The sequence below is a fragment of the Comamonas endophytica genome, assembly GCF_023634805.2.
GTDB lineage: Bacteria > Pseudomonadota > Gammaproteobacteria > Burkholderiales > Burkholderiaceae_C > Comamonas > Comamonas endophytica.
The window spans coordinates 791,160-808,171 of record NZ_CP106881.1 but is presented as its reverse complement, the minus strand read 5'-3'; the positions used below and the strand labels follow the sequence as shown (position 1 = coordinate 808,171).

Genomic DNA, 17,012 nt, shown 5'->3' with positions numbered 1-17,012 from the left:
CTCTTGAAGCCCGCCCGCGCCCCGAGCGCCCATGGCTTCAGGAGAGCGCCGGGGCCCCCGGAGCACTGAAGCCACGCGCGGGTAGACCCTTTCATATTGGAGAACCGCATGAGCACCGCCACCTACGACATGACCGAGCTGCAGAAGGAAACGCGCATGGGCGCGATGGGCAGCGAGAGCCGCTGCCGCGAGATCCGCCGCATCGACCTGTCGGATTTTGCCGAGCGCAAGATCGAGATCGCCAACCAGCTCTGGGATGCCGCCGTCGACGTCGGCTTCTTCCAGGTCGTGAACCACGGCATCGCGCTGGACGACGTGCATGAAGCCTTTGCCATGGCCGAGCGCTTCTTTGCGCTGCCCGATGCCGTCAAGGCCCAATACCCGCTGAAGAAAGCGCTGAACGTGGGCTGGGAAAGCCGCGCCCAGGTGCGCCCCTCGACCGGCACGCCCGACCAGAAGGAGTCCTACCAGATCACGCGCCCGCATATGCACGGCCTGTGGCCCACCGAGCAGGAACTGGCCGGTTTCCAGGCAACGATGCTGGCCTTCGAGGGCCAGTGCTGGCGGGTGGCGATGCAGGTGCTGTCGTGCTTTGCCTGGAAGCTGGGCTTCGACGACGAATTCTTCCTGCGCGCGCACGACCCGGCGCAGCCCAGCTACCAGAGCACCTTGCGCCTGCTGCACTACTTCGCCACGCCCCCGGAACAACAGGCCAGCCTGGGCCTGTGGCGCGCCGGCGCGCACACCGACTTCGACTGCCTGAGCCTGCTGTTCCAGCGCCAGGGGCAGGGCGGGCTGCAGGTCTGCCCGGGCAAGGAAATGGACAGCCAGAAGTGGACCTCGGTCGAGCCCGACGAGAAGGCGATCACCTGCAATATCGGCGACATGCTGATGCGCTGGAGCGACGACCAGCTGCCCTCGAACTTCCACCGCGTGAAGAACCCGCTGCCCGGGGAATACATGGGGCCGCGCTACAGCCTGGCGTTCTTTGCGCAGGCCAACCGCGATGCGCTCATCGAGGGACCGGGGAAGAAATATCCGCCTATTGCTGCGGGGGACTATCTGAATCAGCGGGTGGCGGCGAATTTCAAGGCGTATTGAGACCGGGGCGAAAGTTTCTACACCGTTCGTGCCGAGCTTGGCGCAGGGCACTGTCGAAGCATGAATGGTCTTCCTGGGCTTGGCGAAGGTCTGTTGAGGGACTTGAGTGCCGGCCGTCCATCCTTCGACAAGCTCAGGACGAACGGATGTTGTACCGTTCGTGGTGAGCCCGTCGAACCATGAAGGGCCTGCGCGAAAAAGCCGGCACGGCTTTCCCGAGGTGCACGAGCCAAGCCGTCCATCCTTCGGCGGGGGCGTCCAGACGGGCTCAGCCCGAACGAAAAAAAGCCATCCCGAGGGATGGCTTTTTCCATGGCGCAGAGGCGATTGCTCAGAGCGAATCAATAAAACTGCGCAGCTTGTCCGACCGCGAAGGGTGCTTGAGCTTGCGCAGCGCCTTGGCTTCGATCTGGCGGATGCGTTCGCGCGTCACGTCGAACTGCTTGCCGACTTCCTCCAGCGTGTGGTCGGTGGACATCTCGATGCCGAAGCGCATGCGCAGCACCTTGGCTTCGCGCGGCGTCAGGCCGTCGAGGATGTCCTTGACCACGTCGCGCAGGCCGGCCTGCATCGCGGCGTCGATCGGGGCGGTGTTGGCACCGTCCTCGATGAAGTCGCCCAGGTGGCTGTCGTCGTCGTCGCCGATCGGCGTTTCCATCGAGATCGGCTCCTTGGCGATCTTCATGATCTTGCGGATCTTGTCCTCTGGGATCTCCATCTTCGCCGCCAGGATGGACGCATCGGGCTCGAAGCCGAACTCCTGCAGGTGCTGGCGGCTGATGCGGTTCATCTTGTTGATGGTCTCGATCATGTGCACCGGAATGCGGATGGTGCGCGCCTGGTCGGCGATCGAGCGCGTGATGGCCTGGCGGATCCACCAGGTGGCATAGGTCGAGAACTTGTAGCCGCGGCGGTATTCGAACTTGTCCACGGCCTTCATCAGGCCGATGTTGCCTTCCTGGATCAGGTCCAGGAACTGCAGGCCGCGGTTGGTGTACTTCTTGGCGATCGAGATCACCAGGCGCAGGTTGGCCTCGATCATCTCCTTCTTCGCATCGCGCGACGCACGCTCGCCGTCGTTCATGCGCTTGTTGATGTCCTTGAGGCCGGGCAGCGGCACCACGACGCGCGTCTGCAGGTCGATCAGGTTCTGCTGCAGCTCCTGCACGGGCGGGATGTTGCGCTCGAGCACGGTGCTCCACGACTTGTTGGAGTGGGCCTGCTTGACCACCCATTCGAGGTTCAGCAGGTTGGCCGGGAATTCCTTGATGAAGGTTTCCTGGGGCATGCCGCACTTGTCGACGATGATGCGGCGCAGCTCGCGTTCCTTCTTGCGCACGTCATCGACCTGGGCACGCACCAGGTCGCACAGCTTCTCGATGGTCTTGGCCGTGAAGCGGATGGTCATCAGCTCCTCGGTCAGCGCCGCCTGCACCTTCATGTACGCGGGAGTGCCGTAGCCTTCCTTGTCGTAGATCTTGTGCATCTTCTCGAACAGGTCGCGCATCTTGTCGAAGCGCGCCAGCGCATCGTTCTTGAGCTCTTCGAGCTTCTTGGTCAGCGCCTTGGAGCCGCCCTTGCCGTCGTCGTCGTCCTCTTCGTCGAATTCGTCGAAGTCTTCCTCGGCCACGTAGTCGTCGGCTTCATTGGGGTTGGAGAAGCCGTCGACGATGGTCGAGATGACGACCTTGCCGCTGCGGATCTCCTCGGCCATGTTGAGGATCTCGGCGATCGTCGCCGGCGAGGCGCTGATGGCTTCCATCATGTCCTGCAGGCCGCCTTCGATGCGCTTGGCGATCTCGATCTCGCCTTCGCGCGTGAGCAGCTCGACGGTGCCCATCTCGCGCATGTACATGCGCACCGGGTCCGTGGTGCGGCCGAACTCGGAGTCCACGGTCGAGAGCGCGGCTTCGGCTTCTTCTTCCGCTTCCTCTTCGGTCGTGGCCGACTGGCCGGTGTTGTTCAGCAGCAGCGTCTCGGCGTCGGGCGTCTGTTCATAGACCGCCACGCCCATGTCGTTGAGCATGGAGATGACGACTTCCAGCGTTTCGGCATCGACCAGCTTGTCGGGCAGGTGGTCGTTGATCTCGCCGTGCGTCAGGTAGCCGCGCGTCTTGCCCAGCTTGATCAGCGCCTTCAGGCGCTGGCGGCGGGTCAGCATTTCCTCTTCGGTCAGGACGGTCTCGTCCAGGCCGAATTCCTTCATCAGCGCGCGTTCCTTGGCCTTGCTGATCTTCATGCGCAGCGGCTTGACCTTCTCGGTCGTGGTGCTGGCCGCGGCTTCGACCGTTTCCTCTTCGCCTTCGAGATCCGATTCGATGTCCGACAGGTCGGTGTCGTCAATGTCATCGCCTTCTTCCTTGGCCTTGGGCTTGCGGCCGCGCTTGGCGGCCGGAGCCTTGTCGGCAGCGGCAGGGGCGGCCGCCTTCCTGGCCGCGGGGGCCTTCTTCACGGCGGGTTCGGTGCCGTCTTCGGCAGCGGCCTTGGGTTTGCGGCCGCGCTTGGCGGGGGAGGCGGCCGCCAGCAGGGCGTCGGCGGCGGCAATGAGTTCGGCAGAGGTCTTGGTGGCCACGGATTTGACTTTCTTGACAGCGGAGGAGGGCTCGGTCGCTGTGGGGTTCGCAGTTGTTACGGTCTTGGCCGAGGCTTTTGGCGCGGCCTTGGCAGCTGCGGTTGCAGGCACGGATATTTCATGCGCGGCAGGGCCGGACTTGGGCAACTTCGGAGACTTTGAAGCGGGCATGAGCACCTCTGAAGCAAAATCGAACAAAGAAAACGCAAGCGCCTGGAACTGCGGCGCGTGGACGCGGGCCCACGCAAGGTGGACGGGCGTCCGGAGAAAGATCTCCCGGGCAAGATGTATGGGCGAACATTTGGGGTGCAGTCCTTGCGGTATTTGGGTCCGTGCAGTTGCTGCTACTTACGTGTTTTTCACGTTGACCCGGCCCGGAGGTGCTGCTGTCGCTCTTGCCGCTAGCTCCTAATTATATCTTTGTCCAGCTATTTCAAGAGGGATTGCGCATTTCATTTTGCAGAAACTGCAAACGCGCGTAGAGATCGCGCAGTTGCTGCGCCGCAAGCGGGTTGGTGGCAACAGCCATTGCAGCAACATGGGTTTGCTGCTTGAGATGGTCGATCAGGATGCGGTTGAGCACACCGCGCAGCTCGCGCCGCAGCTCGGGCAGCTCGCCCTCGGGCTGGGCGTGCGGCCCCGTCATCAGCTTCTCCGCCAGCGGTGCCACATCGGCATCGAGGCAGTCGCACAGCCGCTCGCGCAGCACCGCCCAGGGCTGCGCGCCATGCTCCTGAAATTGGGCCTCGAGCCAGGCAAACAAGCCGCCATGCGGCGCGGTGCAGCGCGACAGCGCATCGAAGTCCTCGTGCGAGAGCTCTTCCATGAATTCCATGTGCGCCATGAGCAGCCGCGCCGCCTGGTCGGTGCGCGTTGCCGGCGCGCTGCGCGGGCCGCGCGAGGCGGCCTCGAAGCGGTTGGCCGGCTGGCGGTCCTTCCCCCAGCTGCCTTTTTCCCATTTGCGGCCCTTGCCCGGGCTCGGACTCCAGGGGCCGCTGGCGCTGGCCTGGCCGTAGCTTTCCACAGGGGCACTGTCGGGCGCCCAGCCCATGTCAGGCGGGGCGCCATGGCTGCCGGCGTCGGGGCTGGGGGCAGGGGCGCTGCGTGTGCCGGGACGCGCGGGCTCCTTGCTCCACAGCTCGCTCAGGTCCTGCAGCTGCAGCTGGGTCAGCTCGGCAATTTCCGCCAGCAGCTGGCGCTTGAGCACGCCATCGGGCAGCAGGGCCCACAGCGGGCGCGCGTTGCTGGCCATGCGCGCGCGGCCCTCGGCCAGGCCCAGGTCGCAGCCTTCGCTGGCGGCATCGATCAGGAAGCGGCTCAATGGCTTGGCATCGCCGACCTGGCGCGCAAAGGCATCGCTGCCGAATTCGCGGATGAAGCTGTCGGGGTCGTGCTCGGCCGGCAGGAACAGGAACTTGAGGCTGCGCGTATCGGTGGCATAGGGCAGCGCGGCTTCGAGCGCCTTGTGCGCCGCGCGCCGGCCGGCGGCGTCACCGTCGAAGCTGAAGACCACGGAGTCTGTGAAGCGGAACAGCTTCTGCACATGGTCGGGCGTGCAGGCCGTGCCCAAAGTGGCCACTGCATTGGCGAAGCCCAGCTGGGCCAGCGCCACCACGTCCATATAGCCTTCGGTCACCAGCGCATAGCCCATCTCGCGCAGCGCGTTGCGCGCCTCGAACAGGCCGTAGAGCTCGCGCCCCTTGTGGAAGACCGGGGTTTCGGGGGAATTGAGGTATTTGGGCTTCTCGTCGCCGAACACCCGGCCGCCGAAGCCGATGCACTCGCCCTTGACGTTGCGGATCGGGAACATCAAGCGGTCGCGGAAGCGGTCGTAGCGCTTGTTGTCCTCCTCGTTGACGATCACCAGCCCGCTCTCGTGCAGCAGCGGGTCGTCATACTGGGCAAAGACGCTGGCCAGGCTGCGCCAGCCCTCGGGCGCATAGCCCAGGCCGAAGCGCGCCGCCGTGGCGCCCGTGACGCCGCGGCGCTTGAGGTAGGCGATGGCGTGGGGCGAATCCTTGAGATGGCGGCGGTAGGCATCGCCGGCTTTTTCCAGCACGTCGCTGAGCGTCGCCTGCTTTTCCTTCTGCGCGGCCTGGCGCTGGCGCTCCTGCGGGCTCAGGTCATCCTGGGGCACGACCAGGCCGACCTGGCCGGCAAGGTCCTGCACGGCTTCGACGAAGCCCATGCCGGCATGCTCCATCAGGAAGCCGATGGCATTGCCATTCTTGCCGCAGCCGAAGCAGTGGTAGAACTGTTTGGAGGGGCTGACGCTGAACGACGGCGACTTCTCGCCATGGAAGGGGCACAGCCCCATGAAGTTCGCGCCGCCCTTGCGCAGCTGCACGTAGCGGCCGACGATGTCGACCACGTCCACGCGGGACAGCAGCTCTTGGATGAACGTTTGGGGAATGGACACCGGCCGTATTTTGAACCATCCGGCGCCGCCGCGGCCCGGCAGGGGCAAGGCGCCCGTGCATCCTGCAGCGCCAATGCCACGCCCATAAAAATGGCCCGCACCTTGCGATGCGGGCCGGTCTCCTCCGCCCCGGTACATGCCGGGGTGGTCCTCTGTTGTCCGTGATTTCCGCGGCGAGGGCGGCGCCTCATGCGGGAAAGAACGTCATTGTAGGAAGCTTGCGGCCGTGCGGCCACCGTTTTCTTTTTGATAAATGATGTTTTATATAAGACATGAGAGTTGGACTGTTCGGAAAATGCACGGCGGCATTTTCATGGCATCGCAAGTCCATGTTTCATATGGTTATTTCTTGTTTTCAGTAAGTGCAGAAAGCTCAGGATTGGATGAATGAGGCGTAATTCCTGAGAGGTTTGATGGGGAAATATGTGTGGAAAAGGGTATTTGGAACGTTGTGGCCTCCAGGTTGTGCCTGCCTGCGGAGCACGTTCCCAGTTTGCAGCGAGGCCGCTCGTCCTTCGGCAAGATCAGGACGAACGGTGGCAGACCACCCCATCCACCGTCGTTCGCCCTGAGCCCTTCGAAGGGCGGACGGCCCCCCTCAAGTGCCGGGGGGCCTTCCTCCAGGTCGCTGGCCCTCAATGCCCCACAGACCGCGAAAACACCTGGATCACCACCACCCCCGCCACGATCAGCCCCATGCCGATCAGCGCCGCGGCATCGAGCGTCTGTCCCTGCCAGAACCAGGCGATGGCCGAAACCAGCACGATGCCGGCACCGGACCAGATGGCATAGGCCACGCCCGTGGGCACGGTGCGCAGCGTCAGCGAGAGAAAGAAAAAGGCCAGCGCATAGCCCGTGGCCGTGATGACCGAGGGCCACAGCCGCGTGAAGCCCTCGGCGCTCCTGAGGAAAGAGGTGGCGATGACCTCGCAGACGATGGCCAGCGCCAGATAGAGATAGCTGATGGACATGGCGAGCGTCAGAGGGCAGGGTAGTCGCCCGTGCCCTCGGGCCAGGGGGTCAGCACTTCATAGCCGGTCTCGGTCACGCAGACCATGTGCTCCCACTGGGCGGACAGCGACTTGTCGTTGGTGATCACGGTCCAGCCGTCGCTGAGCTCGCGCGTCGCGGCCTTGCCGGCGTTGAGCATGGGCTCGATGGTGAAGATCATGCCGGGCTCGAGCTTCAGGCCCTGGCCGGGCGTGCCGTAGTTCAGCACGTCGGGCGTGTCGTGGTAGATGCGGCCGATGCCGTGGCCGCAATACTCCTGCACCACCGTGAAGCGTGCGCGCCGGGCCACGCTTTCAATGGCATGTCCGACATCGCCCAGCGTCGCGCCGGGGCGCACCGCCTGCACGCCCGCGCGCATGGCCTCATAGGCGGTGCGCACCAGGCGCCGCGCCTGGGCGCGCGGCTCGCCCACCATGTACATGCGGCTGGTGTCGCCGAACCAGCCGTCCTTGATCAGCGCCACGTCAACGTTGACGATGTCGCCATCCTTGAGGACCTCGCGGTCCGAGGGGATGCCATGGCACACGACATGGTTGACCGAGGCGCAGATGGTCTTGGTGTAGCCGTGGTAGCCGATGTTGGCGGGGATGCAGCCCAGCGTGTCGACGATGTAGTCATGGCAAAGCTTGTCGAGCTGGTTGGTGCTCACGCCGGCGCGTACATGCGGCACCAGCATGGCCAGCACCTCGGCGGCCAGCTGCCCGGCACGGCGCGCTTGCGCGATGTCGGCGACGGTGTGGATCGGAGGGGAGCTCGAGCGCCTCATTGGGCGGCTCCAGGGGCCGGGCGTGGCGCTGCGTCGGGGCGTTGCGTGGGCAGCGCAAAGGACGCGGGCGCGGCCTGCTGGATCAGCAGTTGGCAGATGTCCGAATAGGTCAGCAGCGGATGCAGCTCGGACATCATGCCGACCCGCAGCCAGTGCTCGGCCTGGGCGTTGATGGAACGGCTCAGGGCCGTGCTGGCGGTGCGCACGCTGTCATGCAGTGCGTCTGATATTTTGACGATTCCCATGGAGCGCTATTATACGTTCCATTACGTTTCGTATATTCCACAGGATCTTGGTCAGCCGAAACGGCGCCGCCCCCCGCCTCAAGGCAGGAGCTTGATGAACAGCTGGATCATTCCCGCATTGACGATGTCGATGAAGAAGGCTCCGACCATCGGCACGATCAGAAATGACTTATGCGAGGGCCCGTATTGCGTGGTGATGGCCTGCATGTTGGCAATGGCGGTGGGCGTCGCGCCCATGCCGAAACCGCAGTGCCCCGCGGCCAGCACGGCCGCGTCGTAGTTCCTGCCCATCACGCGGAAGGTGACGAAGGCGGCATACAGCCCCATGGTCAGCGTCTGCGCCAGCAATATGACCATCAGCGGCGCGGCCAGTCCGCTGAGCTCCCACAGCTTGAGCGACAGCAGCGCGATGGCCAGGTAGATCGACAGGGACACGTTGCCGAACAGGTCGATGGCGCGGTCGAAGACCTGGAACTTGAACACGTAGTCCAGGGTATTGCGCAGGATCACGCCGCCGCCCAGCGCCCAGACGAAGGTCGGCAGCTCGAAGGCCGTGCCCTGCGCGAAACCGGTCATGAATTCGGCAAAGCCCAGGCAGGCGGCAAACAGCGCCAGCGTCTCGATGGCGGCGTTGGTCGTGATCAGCCGGATCTTCTGCGGGTTCTCGAAATTTGCCTCGTCGGGTGCTGACTGAACCGATGCATCGCCGTGGCCGCGCAGCCGGTGGCGCGTGACCAACCCCTTGGCCAGCGGCCCGCCGATCAGCCCGCCGATGACCAGGCCAAAGGTGGCACAGGCAATGCCCAGCGTGAGCGCGCCCTGGATGCCGTGCTCTTTCTCGAACACCCCGGCCCAGGCACCGGCCGTGCCATGGCCGCCGACCAGCGTGATCGAGCCGGCAATCAGGCCGATCAGCGGATCCAGGCCCAGCGCCGCCGCCAGGCCGATGCCCACGGCGTTTTGCACCACGATGAAGATGCTGATGATGAACAGGAACAGCACCAGCGCCGAGCCGCCTTCGCGCAGCTTGGAGAAGTTGGCGCTCAGGCCGATCGAGGAGAAGAACAGCAGCATGAACCCGGTCTGCAGGCCGCTGCTGAAGGTGATGGAGTAGCCGGTGAACTCGTGGACGGCAAAGATCAGCGCCGCTGCGACCAATCCGCCGGCCACGGGCTCGGGAATGTTGAAGTCGCGCAGGAAGCGGATTCTCTGGACCAGGAATTTGCCCGCCAGCAGCACCAGGGCTGCGCAGATGAGGGTGTAGTAGGTGCTGAAGCTCAGTTGCATGCGGCTTGGAAAGACAAGATGGCTGCGCCATCGGGAGGCAGGGCCGGAGGCCGGGCGGCCTGGGCGAAGGCCAGGCGGCGGAAAAAGGCGCGCAGTGTAGCACTCACTTCCGGCGCTTCAGCCCAAAGCCCGCATGCACGGGGGCAGCTCAGCGCGTGAGCACGAGTTTGCCCATCACCGCTCGCGAACCCATGCGCGCATACGCCGTCGGCAGTTGCGACAGCTCCATGGTGCAGTCGATCACCGGCTTGATCTTTCCCTGCCGGTACCACTCGAGCAGCGTGGCCATCATGGCGGCGTTGGCCTGCGGCTCGCGCCGGGCGAAGTCGCCCCAGAAGACGCCGACCAGCGAGGCGCCCTTGAGCAGCGCCAGGTTCCAGGGCAGCGCGGGTATGGGGCCGGCCGCGAAGCCGACCACGAGATAGCGCCCGCGCCAGGCAATGGAGCGGAAGGCAGGCTCGGCCAGCGCGCCGCCCACCGGGTCGTAGACCACATCCGGGCCCTTGCCACCGGTCGCGGCTTTCAGCGCCTCGCGCAGGTCGGCAGCGCCGTAATTGATGGTGGCATCGGCGCCCAGCGAGGCGCACAGCGCGCATTTCTCGTCGCTCGAAGCCGCGGCGATGACGCGCGCGCCCGCGGCCTTGGCGATCTGGATGGCTGCCGTGCCCACGCCGCCGGCCGCGCCCAGCACCAGCACGGTCTCGCCGGCGGCGAGCTGCGCGCGGTCGATCAGCGCATGGTGCGATGTGGCATAGGTCATGATGAACGCGGCCGCATCGACCAGCGGGAAGTCGGCGGGCAGCGGCACGCAGGCGGCGGCCGGCGCGATGACATGGGTGCCGAAGCCGCCCGTGCCGCTGAGGCAGGCCACGTGCTGGCCGACCTGCAGCTGCCGCACGCCTGCGCCCACGGCGCGCACCACGCCGGCGAATTCCGAGCCGGGCACGAAGGGCAGCGGCGGCTTGATCTGGTACTTGCCCTGCACGATCAGCAGGTCGGGAAAATTCAGGCTGGCGGCCTTGATCTCGACCAGCACCTCGCCGGCGCCAGGTTCCGGGGTCGGCAGTTCCGTCCATTGCAGCGCATCGACGCCCGTGGGCGTCGTACATAGCCAGGCTTGCATGCAGGTCTCCCGTCGTTGTGTTGCAGGAATGATAGAAGCCGGGCCGGCTGGGGCTTGTCCCTGCCGCGACGGGGTCGGAGGGCGCCTACAATCCGCACCATCCCATGAAAATCCTGATTTCCAACGATGACGGTTATCAAGCGCCCGGACTGGTCGCGCTTTATGAATCGTTGAAGACCATCGCCGAGGTGGAGGTGGTCGCGCCCGAGCACAACAACAGTGCCAAATCCAACGCCCTGACGCTGCACTCGCCGCTGTACGTGCACCAGGCCCCGAACGGCTTCCGCTATGTAAACGGCACGCCGGCCGATTGCGTGCACATCGCGCTGACGGGACTGCTGGGCTACCGCCCGGACCTGGTGGTGTCCGGCATCAACAACGGCGCCAACATGGGCGACGACACGATCTATTCGGGCACCGTGGGCGCGGCCATGGAAGGCTACCTGTTCGGAATTCCCGCCATCGCGTTTTCGCAGGTGGACCGGGGCTGGACCGAGATCGAGGCCGCGGCCGCCAAGGCGCGCGAGATCGTGCAGCAGATGCAGCAGCAGCAACTGGTCGGCGACGCGCCCTGGCTGCTCAACGTCAACATCCCCAACATGCCGCTGGAGGCCATACAGCCGCTCAAGCTGTGCCGGCTGGGGCGCCGGCACGCGGCCGAACGCGTGATCATTCAGGAAAGCCCCCGGGGAGAAGTCATGTACTGGATCGGCAGCGCGGGCGCGGCAAAGGATGACGCCGAGGGCACGGATTTCCATGCCACGGCGCATGGGCATGTGGCGGTCACTCCGCTCAAGGTCGACCTGACCGACCATGAGAACCTGCGCTACTGGGCGCAGACCGCGGCGCGCATCGCCGAGGCCGCCGAGAAGGAAGCCGCGCCGTGACCGAGCGCCGACCCGGTTTTCCTTCGTGGATTGCGTCTTCCGCCAATCCCGGTGCATCGCGCTCCGGCGCCAAGCCCGCAGCCCGCAACCTGGTCGGGCAGGCACCGCGCGCCCCGATGCCGCTGCCCATGCCCATCGGCGTGGGCATGGATTCGGTGGCGGTGCGCAGCCGCATGGTGCAGCGCCTGGCGCAGGGCGGCGTCACCTCGCAGGCGGTGCTGCAGGCCATGGCCAGCGTCGAGCGCCACCATTTCGTCGACAGCGCGCTGGTCAATCAGGCCTATGAGGACACCAGCCTGCCGATCGGGTTGGGCCAGACGATCTCCAAGCCCAGCGTCGTGGCACGCATGACGGCGCTGCTGCTGGGCGCCGAATGCGCTCGCGCAGGGCTGGGCCGGGTGCTGGAGATCGGCACCGGCTGCGGCTACCAGGCAGCGGTGCTGGGCCGGGTGGCGCAGGAGGTCTATTCCATCGAGCGATTGCGCGGTTTGCACGAGAAGGCGCGCACCAATCTGCGCCCGCTGCGGCTGGCACACGTGCATCTGCTGTTCGGTGACGGTATGCTTGGCTATGCCCAGGGTGCGCCCTATGCGGGTATTCTCGCGGCTGCGGGGGGCGATGCCATCCCCGATGCCTGGTGCGAACAACTGGCCGTCGGCGGGCGGCTGGTCGCGCCCATGGGCAACGCGACGGGCGGGCAGAGTCTGCTGGTCATCGACAAGACGTCCTATGGGCTCAAAAGGACGGTTCTCGAGGCGGTGAACTTTGTCCCTTTAAAATCAGGTATTGCCTAAAAGGGATTGCTTATGTTGGTATCGCGAAGTCTTGGGGCTTGGGGATCTGTGCTGCTTGCGGGCCTGGTGCTTGCGGGCTGTGGTTCACAAGTGAACAGGGCTCCAGTGGAAGATCGGGGCTCGGCCTCGTCGGGGGGCACCCTGTCGTCGGGTGCGGCCGCCAAGCCCTTGCCGGGTGCGGAGAATGCAGGCAAGCCCGGCTATTACACGGTGCGTCCGGGCGACACGCTGATCCGCATCGGCCTGGAGAACGGCCAGAGCTGGAAGGACATTGCGCGCTGGAGCAACCTCGACAACCCCAACCTGATCGAGGTGGGGCAGGTGCTGCGCGTGGTGCCGCCGGGCTCGTCCATGGCGGCTGCGCCGGCGCCCACCGATTCCGCCACTGGCCGCGGCGTGGCGCCGGTCGTGGTCGGAGGCGGCGATCCCGCAGCGCCGGCAACGGTGCTGCCCGGAGCGTCCACGCCCTCCAGGCCCGCAGCCTCGGCGCAAAGCGGCTCGGATGAAAGCCTCGGCTTCATCTGGCCGGCATCGGGCAGCCTGATCGCGGGCTTCGACGAAGCGCGCAACAAGGGCTATGACATTGCCGGCAAGGCCGGGGACCCGGTCATTGCGGCCGCGGACGGACGGGTGGTCTATGCCGGCGCGGGCCTGCGTGGCTACGGCAACCTGATCATCCTCAAGCACAACAACACCTACTTGACGGCCTACGCGCACAACCAGACGCTGCTGGTCAAGGAAGACCAGAGCGTGCGCAAGGGCCAGAAGATCGCCGAGATGGGCAGCACTGACGCCGACCGCGTGAAGCTGCACTTCGAGGTGCGCCGCCAGGGCAAGCCGGTGGATCCTTCCAGGTATCTGCCGGCACGTTGAAAGCCCTTCGCGCCTGATTGCGCGTTGGCCGTCCATCCTTCGACAGGCTCAGGACGAACGGTTCGCGGACCGTTCGTCCTGAGTGCGTTTGGGGGCATTTGATAATAGACGCATGGCGTGTGGATATTCCCGCGCGCCATCCACTCTCCATGAACCCTCTTTCTCCCGAGCCGGACACGTCTCTCAGCGAGGACTCGGTTGCGCTCGAAGAAGAAGTTCTCGAGACGCGCCAGGCCCCTGTAGGCATCGAGCAGCATGGCACGCGGCTGGACCGCGCGCTGTGCGTGCTGGTGCCCGAATTCTCGCGCAGCTACCTGCAGCAGCTGCTGGCGCTGGGCGCCGTGCAGCTCAACCAGCGCGTGGTGGAGAAGGCCGCGCTCAAGGTCAAGGCCGGCGACCAGCTGCGCATCGAGATGCGCCCCACGCTGCAGAGCCAGGCCTTCCAGCCCGAGCCCCTGCCGCTCGACGTCGTTTATGAGGACGAATACCTGCTCGTGGTCAACAAGGCCCCGGGCATGGTGGTGCACCCCGCGCCCGGCAACTGGAGCGGCACGCTGCTGAACGCGCTGCTGGCGCGCGACCCGAAGGTGGCCGTGGTGCCGCGCGCGGGCATCGTGCACCGCCTGGACAAGGACACCAGCGGCCTGATGGTGGTCGCGCGCGACCGCCTGACCATGGATGCGCTGGTGGCGCTGATCGCCGCGCGCGACGTCAGCCGCCAGTACCTGGCGCTGGCGCACAAGCCCTGGCTGGGCGCGCGCAGCTGCTCGGTGAACCGGCCCATCGGGCGCGACCCGCGCAACCGCCTGAAGATGGCGGTGGTGGACCTGGCGCAGCATCCGGGCAAGGCCGCGCAGACCGATTTCGCGCTGGTGTCCGGTTGCGACGAGGGCGCGCTGGTGCATTGCACGCTGCATACCGGCCGCACGCACCAGATCCGCGTGCACATGGCCTCCATCGGCCATCCGCTGGTGGCCGACGGCACCTATGGCGGCCATCCGGCCGCGGGCATGCAGCGCCAGGCACTGCATGCCTTCCGCCTGGCTTTCGTGCACCCGATGACCGGCAAGGCGCTGGAATTCCAGGCAAAGCTGCCGGCCGACATGCAGACGGCCTGCGAATCCTGGGGGTTAGCGCTGGCGCCCTAAGGGGAATGCGCGCGCTCGGCTACAATCCGCCCCAGGTTCCGGCCTGCGCCGCGCAGGCGCCAGGCCGGGATACCCGCTGACGCCTGCGCGTCTTCGCCCCCTCCCCTGAAGCCCCGCCTCCGGCGGCGCGTTACCCCGAGTCGCTGCACGATGAATACGGTCGATGCCAAACGGGTTCTGGAAACTGCTCTGATCTGCGCGCTGCAACCGGTCTCCGTGCGGGACCTGCGTGCGCTTTTCGACGATGCACTTGGAACCGACACTGTCAAGGGCCTGCTGCTAGAGCTGCAGGAGGACTGGGCGCTGCGCGGCGTGGAGCTGGTGCAGGTGGCCTCGGGCTGGCGCTTCCAGAGCCGGCCGGAGATGCGCGTGTACCTCGACCGGCTGCATCCGGAAAAGCCGCCGCGCTACACCCGCGCGGCGCTCGAGACGCTGGCCATCATCGCCTACAAGCAGCCGGTCACGCGCGGCGACATCGAGGACATCCGCGGGGTCACGGTGAACAGCCTGCTGATCAAGCAGTTCGAGGACCGCGGCTGGGTCGAGGTCATCGGCCACCGCGAGACGGTGGGACGGCCGGCGCTGCTGGCCACGACGCGGCAGTTTCTGGACGACCTGGGATTGCAGTCCCTCGACCAGTTGCCCGAGATGCAGGCCGGCGTGCCGCAGCAGGACCTTTTCAAGGCCCTGGAGACGCCGGCAGCCGATACGGCAGGAGCAGCGGCAGGGAATCTGGACGGCGCCGAGGCGCCATCCACGCCAGCGGGGCAGGGCGCCGCTGGCCCGGACGGGCAGGCTTCGCTCCTGCCCCAGCTTTGAACGGACATGTCACGCAGGGATGCGACACAGGAAAAACATGATGAATGATTCGACGGCGGATAAACACGGCAACCCCGACGCGGTGCCCGGTACGGACGCAAGCGCGCAGGAGCGCCCCGCGCGCCAGCGCCCCCAGCCGCGCCCGCGCCCGCAGCAGGTCAAGGGCGCGTTCGGCAAGGGTCCGCGCCGCAACACCGCGGTGCCACGCCAGCCTTTGCCGAGCGAAGCCGCGCCGCTTCAGGCCACGCCCGTCGAGGGCTTCGATTTCGCCGATGTGGTGGCCGGAGAGCTCGATGCCCAGGAACTGCAGCCCGAGGACGCAGCCGCGCCCAAGCGCGTGCTGACGCCGCAGGCCGAGTCGCCCAAGCTGCACAAGGTGCTGGCGCAGGCCGGCATGGGCTCGCGCCTGGAGATGGAAAAGCTGATCGTCGAGGGCAAGATCTCGGTCAACAACGAGCCGGCCCACGTCGGCCAGCGGGTGCAGGTGGGCGACCAGATCAAGGTCAATGGGCGGCTGATCCGCTACCGTATCGCGGGCCCCGAGGCGCGCGTGCTGGCCTACCACAAGCCGGCAGGCGAAGTGGTGAGCCATGACGATCCGCAGAACCGCCCGACGGTGTTTCGCCGCCTGCCGCGCCTGCACCAGGGCAAGTGGCAGTCCATCGGCCGCCTCGACCTGAACACCGAGGGCCTGCTGCTGTTCACCAACTCCGGCGACCTGGCCAACAAGCTGATGCACCCGCGCTTCGGCCTGGAGCGCGAGTATGCGGTGCGCGTGCTCGGCGCGCTGAACAAGGAAGAGAAGCAGCGGCTGCTGGACGGCGTGCAGCTCGAGGACGGCGAGGCCGCCTTCGGCTCCATCGAGGACGGTGGGGGCGAGGGCGCGAACTGCTGGTACCGCGTGACGATCTCCGAAGGCCGCAACCGCGAGGTGCGGCGCATGTTCGAGGCCGTGGGCCATGCCGTGAGCCGGCTGATCCGCATCCGCTACGGCGCGATGCTGCTGCCGCGCGGCCTCAAGCGCGGCGCCTTCATGGAGCTCGACGAGAAGGACATCCAGGCGCTGCGCCAGGCGGCGCGCAACCCCGAGGAGCGCGACGCCGAGCGCGCCCCGCGTGGCGCGGCGCGCGCCTCCGGCCGCGGCGCGGCACCGGCGCCGGCGCGCAAGGGTGGCGGCATCTTTGCCGCCCGCACCCCCGCACCGCGCGATGGCGCGGGCCGCAGGCCGGCGCAGGGCGGCCAGGCCCAGCCCGATCCGCTGAAGACCTCGGTGGGCTATATCGGCGAAGACAGCCTGTCGCGCGCCCGCAAGGACGCCAAGCGCGCCACGGCCCAGCGGCGCGGCCGCCGCTGAGCAGGAGTGCTGAGCCCGGGTTGATGGATCAGGGTGCCCGCAGTCTCCAGTGGAGGCCCGGGTGTATGCGCGAGATCGCTAGAATGAGGGGTTTTGTTCTCACGGACAAAAATCTTTCAATCCCTCAAGGAAAATCAAATGGCTATCGAACGCACCCTCTCCATCATCAAGCCCGACGCAGTCGCCAAGAACGTGATCGGCCAGATCTACGCCCGTTTCGAAGGCGCTGGCCTGAAGATCGTCGCTGCCCGCATGGTGCACCTGTCGCGCAACGAAGCCGAGCAGTTCTACGCTGTCCACAGCGCACGTCCTTTCTTCAAGGACCTGGTGGACTTCATGATCTCCGGCCCCGTGATGGTCACGGCCCTGGAAGGCGAGAACGCCATCCTGACGAACCGTGAACTGATGGGCGCCACCGACCCCAAGAAGGCAGAAGCCGGCACGATCCGCGCCGACTTCGCCGACAGCATCGACGCCAATGCAGTGCATGGCTCGGACGCTGCTGAAACCGCGGCAGTGGAAGTTGCCTTCTTCTTCCCCGGCCTGAACATCTACTCGCGTTGATCGCGTGGACGCCGCAGGGCGAGAGGCCTTCGGGCCTTTTGCCGGCGGC

Annotated in this window: 15 protein-coding genes; 8 read left to right on the top strand and 7 right to left on the bottom strand. The window is 66.3% G+C overall.

The features are described 5' to 3' along the window. The first annotated feature begins 108 nt into the window (after positions 1-108). Positions 109-1,101: an isopenicillin N synthase family dioxygenase gene (locus M9799_RS03455; protein WP_231044149.1), complete on the top strand. Its 993-nt coding sequence runs from the start codon at positions 109-111 to the stop codon at positions 1,099-1,101. Positions 1,102-1,432: 331 nt separating this feature from the next. On the opposite strand, the gene rpoD is transcribed toward M9799_RS03455, so the two are convergent. The 7 genes from rpoD to M9799_RS03420 all read right to left on the bottom strand — a co-directional run bounded on the left by rpoD (position 1,433) and on the right by M9799_RS03420 (position 10,524). Next, positions 1,433-3,844 (bottom strand): RNA polymerase sigma factor RpoD, encoded by a 2,412-nt coding sequence (rpoD, locus tag M9799_RS03450; protein WP_231044150.1) that lies wholly within the window; start codon positions 3,842-3,844, stop codon positions 1,433-1,435. A gap of 262 nt (positions 3,845-4,106) precedes the next feature. Next, entirely contained in the window at positions 4,107-6,092 is a 1,986-nt protein-coding gene (dnaG, locus tag M9799_RS03445; RefSeq protein WP_231044151.1) for a DNA primase, read from the bottom strand. 635 nt (positions 6,093-6,727) lie between these two features. After that, positions 6,728-7,063, bottom strand: a complete 336-nt coding sequence (locus M9799_RS03440) for an SMR family transporter (RefSeq protein WP_231044152.1) — start codon at positions 7,061-7,063, stop codon at positions 6,728-6,730. Positions 7,064-7,071: 8 nt separating this feature from the next. Further along, positions 7,072-7,869, bottom strand: coding sequence for a type I methionyl aminopeptidase (gene map, locus M9799_RS03435; RefSeq protein WP_231044153.1), 798 nt, complete (start codon positions 7,867-7,869; stop codon positions 7,072-7,074). Continuing rightward, a complete protein-coding gene (locus tag M9799_RS03430; protein ID WP_231044154.1) occupies positions 7,866-8,114 on the bottom strand; it encodes a ParD-like family protein in 249 nt (82 codons plus the stop codon). Before M9799_RS03430 ends, map begins: the two co-directional genes overlap by 4 nt. Before the next feature lie 78 nt (positions 8,115-8,192). Continuing rightward, complete coding sequence (gene gltS, locus M9799_RS03425; protein ID WP_231044155.1) at positions 8,193-9,401, bottom strand: sodium/glutamate symporter; 1,209 nt, start codon at positions 9,399-9,401, stop codon at positions 8,193-8,195. Positions 9,402-9,549: 148 nt separating this feature from the next. After that, entirely contained in the window at positions 9,550-10,524 is a 975-nt protein-coding gene (locus M9799_RS03420) for an NADPH:quinone oxidoreductase family protein (protein ID WP_231044156.1), read from the bottom strand. A 104-nt stretch (positions 10,525-10,628) separates the two neighbouring features. On the opposite strand from M9799_RS03420, the gene surE reads away from it, so the two are divergent. The 7 genes from surE to ndk all read left to right on the top strand — a co-directional run bounded on the left by surE (position 10,629) and on the right by ndk (position 16,963). Further along, entirely contained in the window at positions 10,629-11,411 is a 783-nt protein-coding gene (gene surE / locus M9799_RS03415) for a 5'/3'-nucleotidase SurE (protein ID WP_231044157.1), read from the top strand. Beyond that, positions 11,408-12,205 carry a protein-L-isoaspartate(D-aspartate) O-methyltransferase gene (locus tag M9799_RS03410; RefSeq protein WP_231044158.1) on the top strand — a complete coding sequence of 266 codons (798 nt, stop codon included), beginning with the start codon at positions 11,408-11,410 and terminating at the stop codon, positions 12,203-12,205. The genes surE and M9799_RS03410 overlap by 4 nt, the downstream gene beginning before the upstream one ends. A gap of 12 nt (positions 12,206-12,217) precedes the next feature. Next, complete coding sequence (locus M9799_RS03405) at positions 12,218-13,078, top strand: peptidoglycan DD-metalloendopeptidase family protein (protein WP_231044159.1); 861 nt, start codon at positions 12,218-12,220, stop codon at positions 13,076-13,078. Between the two features lie 149 nt (positions 13,079-13,227). Further along, positions 13,228-14,226 carry an RluA family pseudouridine synthase gene (locus tag M9799_RS03400; protein WP_231044160.1) on the top strand — a complete coding sequence of 333 codons (999 nt, stop codon included), beginning with the start codon at positions 13,228-13,230 and terminating at the stop codon, positions 14,224-14,226. Between the two features lie 150 nt (positions 14,227-14,376). Next, positions 14,377-15,045, top strand: a complete 669-nt coding sequence (gene scpB / locus M9799_RS03395; protein WP_231044161.1) for an SMC-Scp complex subunit ScpB — start codon at positions 14,377-14,379, stop codon at positions 15,043-15,045. Positions 15,046-15,085: 40 nt separating this feature from the next. Beyond that, complete coding sequence (locus M9799_RS03390) at positions 15,086-16,399, top strand: pseudouridine synthase (protein WP_231044162.1); 1,314 nt, start codon at positions 15,086-15,088, stop codon at positions 16,397-16,399. Positions 16,400-16,537: 138 nt separating this feature from the next. Beyond that, a complete protein-coding gene (gene ndk, locus M9799_RS03385; protein WP_231044163.1) occupies positions 16,538-16,963 on the top strand; it encodes a nucleoside-diphosphate kinase in 426 nt (141 codons plus the stop codon). Positions 16,964-17,012 lie beyond the last annotated feature (49 nt).